Here is a 12294-nt window from a genome sequence, read left to right as displayed (position 1 = left end):
AGATCAGCTCCCGAACCATCACAGCCGCACAGACGGGCCCGCCCATGACCGACCGATCGACAGTACTGTTCCTCGCCCACACCGGACAGGTCTCCGGTGCCGAAAAGGTGCTACTGGATTTGATCGACGAGGCGCAGCGCCGAGGCCACGACACGGTGGTGGCCTGCCCGGCCGGTCCCCTGGCAGATCGTCTGCCCGGGACGGCACGACATATCCGCATCGATGAGCTCGGTCTGGGTGGGCAACGAGGTGCAGCCCGTGGCGTCGCAGCGATGCGCATGTTCGGGCGGTGGGTCACCGCCGCACGCGCAGTACGCACGATCGCCCAGGCACCGGGCACGGCCACCGTCGTCAATTCGCTGTTCGCGCTCCCCGTTGCGAGATTCGCGCGACCCACTCGCGGTGCGTCGTGGCTCGTCCACGACACGATGACCTCTCTCAAACAGCGTCTGGTGGTTCGATTCGCGCGTCCCGCTGTTCGCGTCGCGGTCTCGGTGTCCGATGCCACTGCCGAACCCCTACGCACTGCAGGCCTGGAGGTGGTTGTGTCACACAACGGTGTGCCTTGGCCGGTTCCCCGCTTCGGCGGCGAACTGCATACTCCGCCGGTCGTGGGCATGTTGGCTCTGTTGACCCCGTGGAAGGGACATCGAGTCCTGCTCGATGCTGTCGCCGCGCTTCCCGATATCAGAGTCGAACTCGCGGGAGGCAGCTTTCCCGGCGATCGTGAATACGTCGCGGAACTCCACGAGCGAGCCTCACGACCCGACCTGACAGGTCGGGTCGAATTCCTCGGACACACCGACTCGGAAGCTGCGCTGCAACGATGGGATGTAGTTGTCTCCGCAAGTACGTCACCCGAAGCCGGTCCATTGTCGGTTCTCGAAGCCATGTCACATGGATTGCCGGTGATAGGGACCGACCATGGCGGCACTCACGACTTTCTCCGCGACGGTGCCGGAATTCTCGTCGAGCCCGGCAACGCCACTGACCTGGCCGCTGCGCTGTCGGCTGTCATCGGCGATGCGACACGACGGCGCACCATCGGCGAGTCCGCAAGGTACCGCGTCGCCAGCTGCCACGACATCCGTGAGACGCTTCCTGCGCTTCTACGCGAACTGATCAGCTGAGCGCCCTGTACAGCGAGCCCGTAGTTGGTGGAAACTCGGACATACATACGGACGACTGTGTTTCAATCGTATGTCGGCTGTAACGAGGGAGGGCTGCAGTGACTCGCGCAATCACGAGATCGAACGAGCATTACCAATGGGGTATGGGCGTAATGACGTCTTTCGCCGTCACACCGCTCGTCAGACGAGTCGTTTCCAGTGCTGCTCTGGCCATGGCCGTCGTGGTCACCCTCGAAATGGCGTTCGGCTACGGGGCCACCACGACAATACCGTCGATCGTGCAGTGGACCTGCATGATTGCCGCGTACATCATGGGCGCATTCTGGTGGTTCGGTCCGTGGCCGACACTGGGCCAGGCCTTTGCCTTCGTGGTCATCGCCGATCTGGCGATCTTCGGCGCAACCATCACCGCGAACTTCGAGCCCGAGGTCACGCTGGGTAAGTGCACCTTCCTCATCCCGATGGGAATGCTGGCCGGATTCTTCTTCGACAAGTGGCGACTGGCCGCGCACATTCTGCTGTGCCTCCTGGGAACGTCCATAGTCGCGGTCTACATCGTGATGGAGCGGGGAGTCGACACCTTCGTCGCCGTGGTTCTGTGGGCCCCGATCGTGGTGACGCTCACCGGCTTCGTCGTGATGCTGCAGCTCACGACCCAGTCGATACGAGCAGAATTCGAGTAGTCGACCCATCACGGCCGCGAGATTCGGCCGTTCCTCGTTGCTGGCAACGGTCGTCGATGCCGTCGACCATCGTCCCGTCGAACAGCTGAGGAGCCCACGTGCGCACCTTCACCCTCCCCCACACCGAATCCATCGTGTCGAGCATCGTGCTCGGATTCATGCGCATTGCCCAGCTCGACGACAGCCGGATCCGGCGGCTGGTCGACACGGCACTGGACGTAGGTGTCACGGTGTTCGACCACGCCGATATATACGGCGGCACCCCGCACGCCTGCGAGAAGCGATTCGGAGATGCGGTAACCCTGACGCCGTCGCAGCGCGAGCTCATCGACATTCAGAGCAAGGTAGGCATCCGCGAGGGTTGGTTCGACTTCTCCGCCGATCACATCGTCTCCACGGTCGAAGAATCGCTGACTGCCCTCGGCGTCGATCATTTGGACACACTTCTACTGCACCGACCGGACACCCTGGTCGAACCAGAGGAGGTCGCCGCAGCGTTCGACACGCTGCACTCCTCGGGCAAAGTACTCGGTTTCGGCGTCTCCAATCACACTCCAGGTCAAATCGAGTTGTTGAAAACTGCTGTTTCGCAGCCGATTCTCTTCGATCAGGTTCAGCTGAGCATCGTGCACTCGCCGTTGATCGCGGCGGGCCTGACCGCAAATATGAGCACCGAAGACCAATCGGTCGACCGCGACAACGGCTTGCTGGACTACGCGAGGACACGCGGCATCACTCTTCAGGCGTGGTCACCTTTTCAGAGCGGCACACCGTCCGGAGTCTTCGTCGGCGACCGAGAGAACTATTTCGAGCTCAACGAAGCTTTGAACGAGATTGCCGAGTTGTACGACTCGACACCCTCGGCGATAGCGACAGCCTGGATCACCCGGCACCCAGCCGACATCCAGGTCGTGCTCGGCACCACCGATCCCGATCGAGTGAGCGAGGCAGCCGACGGTTCGGACCTTCGATTGACCAGGCAGGAATGGTATCGCTTGTTCCGCGCAGCGGGCCACACATTGCCGTGAGCGCCGCTCAGCGTGATCACATCTGACGTTACCTTCTCGTTATCGAATCGCTATTATTCCGTGACCCTGAGGCTTCGATTCGGTGACGTTGCGCTGTCAGGATCAACGCACGGCGTGCAACGGAATCTGTAGCCCTCGGGTTCCACCCAGAGCATGCCGGTCGTTAGGCCATCCGGACTGAGAGGTTCGCACCGTGACTGTCACCGACCACTTCGTTTCCCGTCTCGTATCCGTCGATCGCGCAGCTGCCCGCTACTCGATCGGCACCGAGTCCTACTCCCCTCGCTTGACTGTCGTCCGCGCTACCGGCGACTTCGACTTGAGCGCTCGTGCAGATCTGGCGTGCGCCCTGAACGAGGCCTCGCGCGGCGAAACCGTCGTGCTGTTGGATTTGTCGGCAGTCTCCTTCATGTACTCGGGCGCAGCCTGCGTGATCATCGACGCTGCTGCTCGCAGCGACGGTCGACTCGAGGTCTTCGCTCCGACGCGTCCGGCCCGCATGATTCTCGAAGCACTGGGCGCGGCGACGATCGTGACGGATCCGCGCGTCACGCCCGTCGACTGACTTACTCGCCGGCGTCATCCCCGGAACCCCGCCACGCGAGCAGCACGCCGTCACCCTCGGCTCGTGGCCACGGCAGAAACAGTGTGACGGCAACACCATCGAAACTAGCAGTGCCACAGGAGCATTGGCCCAGACACCGAGTACCGCGAAAAGTTGAATCTACAGTCGCTTTTTCTTTGCTGTTCAGCAGAGCTATTCGACGCAGCCCTCTGAATCGGAGCAACGCCTTGTCACCTGACACCGACGTCATCGATCTGAGCAGCCCACTGACACTCGCCTGCGGGCAGATCCTGCCGAATCGCGTGATGAAGTCAGCGTTGAGCGAAGGACTGGCGACCGCCGAGCATGCCCCCGACTCACGCCTCGAGACGCTGTACCGCCAGTGGGGTGCAGGCGGCTATGGCCTGGTGGTGACCGGCAACGTGATGGTCGACCGCTCGCATCTCGGTGAACCGGGCAATGTGGTCATCGAGGGCGACCGCGACCACGATGCCCTGGCTCGCTGGGCAAAAGCGACGTCGGACGGCGGCGCTCCCATTTGGATGCAGCTCAATCATCCCGGCCGGCAAGCCAATCCGATCGTCACCCACGCCAAGCCCGTTGCGCCATCCGCCATTGCCCCCAGTATCCCGGGCATCCCAGCGCCGCGGGCGTTGAGCGAGCACGAGATCCACCAGATCATCGGCCGATTCGCCACCGCAGCGGCTGTGGCCGAGACGGCCGGTTTCGACGGCGTCCAGATCCACGGTGCACACGGCTACCTCGTCTCGCAGTTTCTCTCGCCGCTCTCGAACAAGCGCGAAGACTCGTGGGGCGGCGATCTAGACGGGCGAATGCGATTCGTACTGGAAGTAGTCCGCGCAATCAGAACAGCGGTGTCCCCGAGCTTCGCGGTGGGAATCAAGCTCAATTCGGCAGACTTTCAACGCGGCGGGTTCAGCGAAGAAGAATCGCGCATCACCGTCGAGCATCTTGTTCAGGAATCGATCGATCTGATCGAAATCAGTGGTGGCAGTTACGAATCACCCGCGATGATGGGTACCGCGAGCACTCGTGATCGGGAGGCCTACTTCCTGGAGTATGCGCGGACGGTGCGCGAGGCCGCCGGAACCGTGCCACTGGCCGTGACCGGAGGATTCCGTACCCGCTCGGTGATGAGTGCGGCCGTGCAGTCGGGTGAGTGCGACATGGTCGGTCTCGGTCGGCCCACGGCCCTCTCCCCCGCTGTCGCGAGCTCTCTCGTCGACGGCACGTTGGATCGCGTCGAATCACCACGCGTCACTCTGCGAATCCCGTCGAAGGCGAGCGCGTTCAAACAGATCAACGGTGCGCTCGACCTGCAGTGGCACACCGACCAACTGCAGCTCATCGGCGCTGGGCAGCAACCGAATTCGCGCCGTCCGGCATGGAGAACTGCGGCATCGATGGTGCAGCGAAACGGCTGGGACGCATTCCGCAACCGTCGAGGCTCTGGCAACGCCAGCGGACAAGCTGTTGCCGCGAAGTTCCGACGCGAGCGCTTGATCGGCAAATACGTTGCCAATCCCATCGTGAACGGATTGGCCTCCCTCGGAGTGACGACCTCGCTGATCACCGACATCGAGACCGTGGGCCGCAAAACCGGTCTTGCGAGGCGCGTGCCGGTGTCGGCGGCCTTCGACGACTCCGGAGCGTGGGTGATCTCCCAACACGGGACCCGGTCGGGCTGGGGAGCCAACATCTCGGACGAACCGCGGATCCGAATTCGCGTGGGTAGCCAATGGCGGAGCGGAACAGCCACTTTCGTGCCCGACGACGACGTTGTCGTCCGAGTGAGGTCGTTCTCCGACAACCGGATTCTCGGACGCCTCATCGGAGCCGGCTTTCGTGCGCTCCAGACCACCCCGATCTCGGTGCGCATCGAGTTCGACGACTGACCGACTCTTCGACGACACCGGCGAAGATGATGTTCGACGGCAGTACGGCCGGAGTTGCATAATCACTCGATGGCACCGACACCCACAGGCACACTGCGCAGAACCGCTACCGGATTCGCTCTCGAGCTGAGCAGAACCATCGCCGCTCCGCGCGAGGACGTATGGGCCAGCTTGACGGAGTCGCCACGGACGTCACTGTGGTTCGGGCCGTGGGAGCGCATCTCGGACGACACCATCAGGGTCACGATGGTCTTCGAGGAGGGCCAGCCCCAGTCGACCATGACTGTCGAGGCGTGCGAGCCGCCGCACCGGCTGGCGGTGCGGATGACCGATGAGGGCCAGTGGCCACTCGAAGTCCGCCTGACCGAACAAGGCCACACGACCGTCCTCGTGCTCGTCCACAGCTGTGCGAGCACCGATGGTCTCGGCGACATCGGGCCAGGGTGGGAGTACTACCTGGACATGCTCGTCGCGTCCAGAGACAACACCCCACTGCCGAGTTTCGACGACTACTACCCGGCACAGCAGGGTTACTACTCATCGCTTCACCCACAGTGAGTCAGTGATTGCGGAGCGCGTCGATGAGCTCCTCCTTGTTCAGTTTCGAGTAGCCCTCGAGCCCCAATTCTTTGGCCCTGTCGGTCAATTCGTCGACTGTCCAGTCCTCGTAGGATCCGGACTCGCCGCCCTTCTTACCGACCTGCTCCCTGCCCTTGTTCGCGGCGGCATTGGAGATGCGGGCCGACTTCTCCTTCGAGTTCCCTTCCTCGCGGAGCTTGTCGTACAAGTCCGGGTCCTTCAGTTGCGGCTGATCCTGGGACTCGGTTGTGCTTTTCTCGGCTGGCATTTCTCATCCTTTCGCAATGTCGATATCGAGAGCGCTACCCGGTCTGCACGCCGACAAACCTCGGCTTCGGGCGCAGCCCGATGGTGTACATCGAGTTGCGACGGGTACCCGTTGGGAATGGAGCTCGATCGACGGCAGACAACCGGCACGGACACCGAGGAAACGGCCGGTGCGCCGCTCTCCGTGGGGGTGGTCAGTGACGAAGGTTTCGCTTCGACCGTGGCGTCTGCCATCGTCGAGAAGTTGCCGGGCCACGCCATGATCGACGGGCAACGCCGCGAGATACGCGTGTCCGGGTCAACAGTTCCACTTCCGCCCACGGCGACCGGCTCGGCCCCGCTGGGACAGTGGCTGGCAGCTGTGAAAGCCGACGACAACTACGACATCGTGCTGTGCGTGTCGGAAGTACCTCGCCGCCAGGGTTCACGGCCGGTGATCGCCGAGACTCGGGACGGGACGACCGGCGCGCTGTACGTGCCCTCCTTCGGAACGCTCGCGGTGCGAAAACGCGCCGTCGCGGCGGCGTTGGCCGTGTTGCACGAGTTGATCGAAGCCGACGACGCGTCTCGGCTACCGCGGAGATATTTCAAGTCTCGCTGGGCAGCCAGTGACTCCGGCGAAGGTGACGAAGTGCTGCTGACGTCGAGAATTTTCGGCCGAATCAGATTGGTATCGGGGATGATCCGGTGCAATCGGCCGTGGCGATTGGTTCCGACGCTGTCGAGCGCACTTGCTGCAGCCAGCGCGGCGTCCGCCTTCGGCGTGTTCTACGCGAGCATCTGGCAGATGGCAGCGTCGATGAGTCTGGGGCGATTGGCCATGGTCGGGGTCACGGCAGTGATCGCCATGACAGCGTGGGTCATTCTTCCCAACGGCCTGTGGGAGAAGCGGACGTTCCGTAGCTCCACGATCGATCGCTGGATGTACAACGTAGCTACCTTGGGCACAGTTCTGACCGGTGCGCTGTGCATGTATGCCCTGTTGTTCGCTGTCGTACTTGCAGCGGCAGCGGTGGTCATTTCACCGGATTTCCTGGCGGCACAGATCGGTCGAACCGCGTCGCTCGGTGACTATTTCTCTCTCGCGTGGCTCGCCGCATCGCTGGGTACCGTGGCCGGTGCAGTCGGATCGTCGGTAGCCGATCGCGAAGATATTCTCGACGCCACCTACGGTCACCGAGAACTGATTCGTCGACAGTCGGCGACGTCGTCATCGTGAGATCGGCGAACCGTTCGCGTTGTGAGTGAGAACAACAAAACCTGGGTACCTTCGTAAAATGCCATACCTCGAACGAGTTGCTGACGTATTCGTGCTCAACCTCGGCACTCGGGGTGTCGACGACAGCGAGAACCGCATCAGCCCGGATTGGGTCGCCGAGATCAACGCTCTGCTCGACGAGGTCGAGGCCAGCTCCGGCCCCGCCGCGCTGGTCACAACGGCGACGGGCAAATACTTCTCCACGGGGGTCGACCTGTCGTGGGGTGCCGAGAATCTCGATCAGGTCAACCGCTTCATCGGCACCGTGCAGGAGATGTTGGTGCGGTTTCTGACGTTCCCGATGCAGACCGTCGCGGCCCTGCAGGGACACACATACGGCGGTGCTGCATTCTTCGTGATGGCGCACGACTACCGAATCCAGCGATCCGATCGCGGCTTCCTCTGCTTCCCAGGCGTCAACATCGGCGCAACCTACAGCCCGGGAACCGTAGACATGGTCAGAGCCAAGCTGGCACCGCACGCCTTTCACGAGGCGCTGACCACCGGACGCCGCTACGGCGGCGGCGACGCCATGGCACTCGGACTGGTCGACGCGGTGTCGACAGAAGATGCATTGCGAGACGACGCCGTAGCCCGAGCGAGCGACTTGGTAGGAACCCGAGGCGATGTTCTACGGGAGATCAAACGAACGATGTACGCGAGTGAGATCGTGTCGCTACTGACACCGGTCGCGGGCGTCGACGAAATGGAGTGGGCCTCTAACTAACCCCGGGCATGCGTCGACAGCGCTACCCCTTGGCGACCAAAGGTGCGACTTCGGTACCGAGCAGCTCGATTCCTCGAAGCAGATCGCTGTGGGCCAGCCGCGGGTTGGTCATCTGCAGCGACAGTCGATCTACGCCGCCCAGTTGTTCGCCTACTCGCAGGATCTTGTCGGCGACCGTCTGTGGGTCGCCCATGAAGAATGCCCCGTTGGGGCCGGCGGTCGCGTCGAACTGCTGCCGGCTCGGCCGGGCGAATCCGCGTTCGCGCGAGATCTTGGTGAACATCTCGTTCCAGCCGGGATAGATGGTATCTGCCGCGGCCCGCGTGGTATCAGCGACGAAGCCGAACACATGCAGCCCCACCTTCAGCTGCTCTGGTGGATGACCCGCTTGCGCTCCTGCGCGCCGGTACAGGTCGACGAGCGGAGCGAACTGGCGTGGTTCCCCTCCGATGATGGCAATCATCAGAGGCAACCCCAGAAGCCCAGCGCGAGCAAAGGATTCGGGCGTCCCTCCGACACCGACCCAGATGGGCAACGGATCCTGCAGCGGGCGCGGATAGATTCCCTGACGCACCAGCGCAGGGCGGTGCTTGCCGGACCACGTGACTTCGGTGTTGTCGCGGATCTGCAGCAGCAGGTCCAACTTCTCGGCGAAGAGCGAGTCGTAGTCGGCCAGGTCGAGGCCGAACAGTGGGAACGACTCGGTGAACGAGCCGCGGCCGACGACGAGATCGATTCGGCCCTTCGAGATCAGATCCAGGGTGGCGAACTCCTGGAACACTCGCACGGGATCGTCCGCACTGAGTACCTTGACTGCACTGCCGAGCCGGATGTTCTCGGTTCGCGCGGCGGCGGCAGCCAGAATGATCGACGGTGCCGAGTCGTAGTACTCGCTGCGATGATGCTCACCGATGCCGAACGAGTAGAGCCCGACCTGATCCGCGAGCGCGATCTCTTCCAGCAGATGACCCATGCGCTCCTCCGGAGCAATCACCCGACCGTCGGTCGGGTCGGTCACGGAAGAGACGAAACTGTCTACGCCCAGATGCATGATGGGACCTCTCGATTCGGGATGTACGACACCAACAGCATCGGTGAAGATTCAATTATTCCGAGCTCCGCGCGACGAGCCGCTCGATCCACCCGATCGCTTCGGGGTAGGCAGCGGCGTTCGCAGCCGTATGGTCGAACGCGGGAACGAGTTCGGTTCCGAAGTCGAACTCGCGCACGGTGACATCCGCGGCACCGGCGGCGCGCCATCGCTGCGCCAGGAGCCGGCTCTGCTCGATTCCTACGGAACTGTCGTGTACTCCCTGCACGATCATCACGGGCGCGATCGGCGCGGTGAACCCGACGGTGTTCGCCGCCGTCAGAGAACCCAGAACAGGGCCGGTCATGAGTGCGCTCAAAGACGTGCCGTCGGCCGTCAAATCCTCCGACCGCAGCTTTCCGTACTCGTACGCGTCGAACGTGCAGAAGTCCAAGACTGCATCGAGAACCGCACGTCCGCGGTCGTTGAAGAGTGAGCGAATCTCGCCGGCCCGGTCGGGATGCGCGCCGATCAGTCCGTCGATCGTGTACAGCATCGTCGCGGCGGTCCCGGTGCCGTCCTGCCCTTCGACGCGCAGCACGGGATCGGTCGGTGCGGCACCGACGAAGGCACCGACCACGGACAGGTCGGGCGCGTACGTGGAGGCGAGCTCTGCGGCGGCGGCCGAGGCGAATCCGCCGGCTGAATATCCGTAGACCACGACGGGCGCGTCGGTCTCGCCTGCCGCGGCCCGGGCCGAGTCCAGCACCGCACGTGCGCCGGCAACCCGGCCCAGGAACTCGTACTCGCCGGGAGTTCCGAGTCCTTGATAGTCCGTCGTGACCACCTGGTATCCCTGTTCCAGGAGCGGCAGCAGCGCCGGGATCGTGGTTGCCATTCCCTGCACGGACGAGCCCGAGCAGCGGTCGGCGATCCCGTAACTGCCTGGTGCGTAAGCGATCACGGGCCGGGGACCAGGACCGGTCCACGCACTGGTCGGGGTGATCAGCAACCCCGACACCGCGACTGCACGATCACGGGGATCGGCCGACCGGTACAGAATTCGCTCGGTGTGCGATCCCAGAACGTCGAGCTGCGGCACGGGTTCTCGGCGCAGGATGGCCCCGGGTGCGTAAGCATCGAGGTCGGCGACGGGAGTGTCGTAGAAGTCGGTGCCAGCGGGGTCCGCCGAGACGGGTTCGGGCGACAGGACGAGGGACACTGCCAGCACGACCAGGGCGCAGGTGAGGCTGAGGAGTTTCATGTCGCGTGCAATTATGCGGTGCTGAGCGCGGCTCCGCATTCCGTGCTCCACCGTGGCAGTTCGGCGACCTGATAAGCGGTGGATCCGAAGTGGGTCGCTCTGCGACACTGATGTACGGATCACCGACCTCGATGCGGCGGTGGTCGGAACAGGATCGGACACCACATTGGACTGCGCAACCCTTGTTCTGGCGTCCCCGCGGGGACGCTTTTTCTGCGCGAATCTCGGGTATCTGTGCAGCTCGGACGAACGCGCTGCGAATCCATATCGTCCGCACTCGCTCGCAGATGCCGTCGAAGTACTGAAGAGTGTCGATGTTGCTGCACTTGCCGAACTATCCGAATCGGACGTGCTCGGTGCTCTCGGTTTTGCAACGGACTGGGCACGCTACTGGCAGCCGCCGGACGAGGAAGACATCTGGTTCGCCACACCGGAAGCTGTTGCGGCGCTGCACCCTATAGCGTCTGCTATGTGGGCGTCAGCGACTACTCAGTGGTGGTCCGACGGGGTCGACACGAGTTGCCAGCGCATGGTGGCGCATCCATGCAAGACCGACGAGTTCCCAGAATCGACACTGCCGTACAGAAGCAGGAGTGCAGGGCTCGACCTGTGGCGTGAGCACATTCTCGAAGCTGAGGAGCGCTATCGCATCCGGCGAATCGAGCGCCCGGATAACCGCATAGGCGGAGAGTGGTGGTCGATTCCATCGCCGAGCACAGCGCTGGAAACCAGCCGCGCACGTGAGCGATTGGGGGCGCTGGAGTTGCTGCTGGAGGAAGATTCGTCCGGAGGCGGCAGAGCACGCGTGTGGCCGGTGACCGTCCGCGGCAACCCTCGTGTGTACGAGATCAGGAGCCCCGCCGACTGGGCTCACTTGGTCGACGCGTACCCGTTGGCGGTTCCGGAGTCCAAACGTTCGGATTGGTTCGAGACAACGGGCGAATATCGTGACTGGTTCATTCCTGACTGGACCGCGGTGTCCGACGACTTCGACGCCGTGCACCTCACCATGTTGGGTTATCTGACTACACCCGGTATCGCAATACCGTTGACCGACAACGACGGTGCGACGGTACTGGCCGGCTGGAATCCGGACGCGACGTGGTGGTTGAACATCGATTGCGTCGATGCCGAAGACGAGCCCGTTCTGTGGCGGCGGGACGACGATCGTTGGGTCGCAGCACTCGACCCATGAATACGCCGCATCCGCGATCCTCGAAATCGTCCTGGTCGACGGCGGCTGTGATTGTTGCGATCGTGGCGGTCGGCGTCGTTGCAGCGGGTCTGCTGCACACTCCGCAATCCGATGCGATCACAATCCCCGGGTGCGACGAGGTTGCGCAGCCCGAGGACTTGCAGCGAATCAACTTCGCCTTTGTCGTGAACGAGACCTACGACAGTCCGGATTACCCCTGGTTCTCGGAAACAAAGGCCGCCGCAATGTCCGATGCATTGGCCGGAGCGCTGCCCAGAGGTGCCACGGTAAAGGCCGAGTCGATCGGGCCGAGCTTGCTGTTCGGACCGATCAGTACTTCCCCGGATGGAGGCATCGGCGGCGGAGATACCAGTGCCAGCGCAGTCCTCTCGATGAGCAACGTCGACGAGCGGCGCACCCTGGCCGACGGAATTGTCGTCGATATTTCGGACGGCGAGACGAATAGACGCGTTGAGGCCTACGTGCCGGACGGCAGTCGAATCGATGCGTCCTCTCATGGAGCACTCACGCTCGACGAAATGATCGATATCGTGACGACGCCTTCGGGTGGGTGAGCCGGTGCCCTCGTGATCGGACGTGAGGTGGGATCCGTTGTCGGGCATCCAATTCGGTCGCAGCTCGGGTGTCGCCG

General features: G+C 63.1%; 13 protein-coding genes. 10 read left to right on the top strand and 3 right to left on the bottom strand.

The genetic code is table 11. The annotated features are described in order from the left end of the window. The first annotated feature begins 44 nt into the window (after nt 1–44). The 6 genes from RHODMAR_RS13035 (at nt 45) to RHODMAR_RS13010 (ending at nt 5880) form a co-directional block, all read left to right on the top strand. Nucleotides 45–1130 carry a glycosyltransferase family 4 protein gene (locus RHODMAR_RS13035; RefSeq protein ID WP_008715245.1) on the top strand — a complete coding sequence of 362 codons (1086 nt, stop codon included), beginning with the start codon at nt 45–47 and terminating at the stop codon, nt 1128–1130. Between the two features lie 98 nt (nt 1131–1228). Further along, nucleotides 1229–1813, top strand: coding sequence for a hypothetical protein (locus tag RHODMAR_RS13030; RefSeq protein ID WP_008715243.1), 585 nt, complete (start codon nt 1229–1231; stop codon nt 1811–1813). A gap of 98 nt (nt 1814–1911) precedes the next feature. Continuing rightward, nucleotides 1912–2841, top strand: coding sequence for an aldo/keto reductase (locus tag RHODMAR_RS13025; RefSeq protein WP_008715241.1), 930 nt, complete (start codon nt 1912–1914; stop codon nt 2839–2841). A gap of 193 nt (nt 2842–3034) precedes the next feature. Further along, the gene (locus tag RHODMAR_RS29100; RefSeq protein ID WP_008715239.1) at nt 3035–3406 is read left to right on the top strand and encodes an STAS domain-containing protein; all 372 of its coding nucleotides are present in this window, start codon (nt 3035–3037) and stop codon (nt 3404–3406) included. A 227-nt stretch (nt 3407–3633) separates the two neighbouring features. Beyond that, on the top strand, nt 3634–5322 hold the full coding sequence (locus RHODMAR_RS13015) for a nitroreductase family deazaflavin-dependent oxidoreductase (RefSeq protein ID WP_008715238.1): 1689 nt from the start codon (nt 3634–3636) through the stop codon (nt 5320–5322). Between the two features lie 69 nt (nt 5323–5391). Then, nucleotides 5392–5880 (top strand): SRPBCC family protein, encoded by a 489-nt coding sequence (locus RHODMAR_RS13010; protein ID WP_008715236.1) that lies wholly within the window; start codon nt 5392–5394, stop codon nt 5878–5880. A gap of 1 nt (nt 5881) precedes the next feature. Here RHODMAR_RS13010 and RHODMAR_RS13005 read toward each other — a convergent pair whose 3' ends face one another. Beyond that, nucleotides 5882–6169, bottom strand: coding sequence for a DUF7218 family protein (locus RHODMAR_RS13005; protein WP_008715234.1), 288 nt, complete (start codon nt 6167–6169; stop codon nt 5882–5884). A 117-nt stretch (nt 6170–6286) separates the two neighbouring features. Between RHODMAR_RS13005 and RHODMAR_RS13000 the strand changes: the two genes are divergently transcribed. Both RHODMAR_RS13000 and RHODMAR_RS12995 read left to right on the top strand, forming a co-directional pair. Continuing rightward, nucleotides 6287–7387, top strand: a complete 1101-nt coding sequence (locus RHODMAR_RS13000) for a hypothetical protein (protein ID WP_008715232.1) — start codon at nt 6287–6289, stop codon at nt 7385–7387. A gap of 58 nt (nt 7388–7445) precedes the next feature. After that, the gene (locus RHODMAR_RS12995; protein WP_042939043.1) at nt 7446–8153 is read left to right on the top strand and encodes an enoyl-CoA hydratase-related protein; all 708 of its coding nucleotides are present in this window, start codon (nt 7446–7448) and stop codon (nt 8151–8153) included. 22 nt (nt 8154–8175) lie between these two features. On the opposite strand, the gene RHODMAR_RS12990 is transcribed toward RHODMAR_RS12995, so the two are convergent. Beyond that, entirely contained in the window at nt 8176–9204 is a 1029-nt protein-coding gene (locus RHODMAR_RS12990; protein WP_008715229.1) for an LLM class flavin-dependent oxidoreductase, read from the bottom strand. 55 nt (nt 9205–9259) lie between these two features. Beyond that, nucleotides 9260–10447, bottom strand: a complete 1188-nt coding sequence (locus RHODMAR_RS12985; protein ID WP_157226091.1) for a lipase family protein — start codon at nt 10445–10447, stop codon at nt 9260–9262. Between the two features lie 139 nt (nt 10448–10586). Between RHODMAR_RS12985 and RHODMAR_RS12980 the strand changes: the two genes are divergently transcribed. Both RHODMAR_RS12980 and RHODMAR_RS12975 read left to right on the top strand, forming a co-directional pair. Next, entirely contained in the window at nt 10587–11642 is a 1056-nt protein-coding gene (locus tag RHODMAR_RS12980) for a hypothetical protein (protein WP_008715225.1), read from the top strand. Beyond that, complete coding sequence (locus RHODMAR_RS12975) at nt 11639–12217, top strand: hypothetical protein (protein ID WP_042939042.1); 579 nt, start codon at nt 11639–11641, stop codon at nt 12215–12217. Before RHODMAR_RS12980 ends, RHODMAR_RS12975 begins: the two co-directional genes overlap by 4 nt. Nucleotides 12218–12294: the final 77 nt, after the last annotated feature.

This window comes from Rhodococcus sp. AW25M09 (genome assembly GCF_000333955.1).
GTDB lineage: Bacteria > Actinomycetota > Actinomycetes > Mycobacteriales > Mycobacteriaceae > Rhodococcoides.
Note: the sequence above shows the minus strand (reverse complement) of the source record. Positions and strands in the feature narration are given on the sequence as shown.